The sequence below is a fragment of the Clostridium sp. AM34-11AC genome (assembly GCF_003435375.1).
GTDB classification, from domain to species: Bacteria; Bacillota; Clostridia; order Lachnospirales; family Lachnospiraceae; genus Pilosibacter; species Pilosibacter fragilis.
This window is the reverse complement of sequence record NZ_QWGL01000071.1, coordinates 1-290: the sequence shown is the minus strand read 5'-3', so window position 1 is coordinate 290 and position 290 is coordinate 1.

Below are 290 nucleotides of genomic sequence, written 5' to 3'. Positions count from 1 at the left end.
ACGCTAATGATTTACGATAGACATCCAGAGTTGCAAAGCAAATGGGACAAAGCTTTTTGGGCGAGAGGATACTATGTAGAGACAATCGGCAATATAACAGAAGAAGCTGTATAGTAATATATAAGAGAGTAAGCAGAAGACTCAAGAAGAGAGGATTCCAGTAGTACCGCTTTATAGCGGAGCCAGCAACAGTGCTTGCGATACCGCCCTTCGGGGCAAGCAGTAGTAATAGTCCTTTGGAGGGCTAAAATTAAACCACCACTTGAAGTCAACATCATAAACTTAAGATT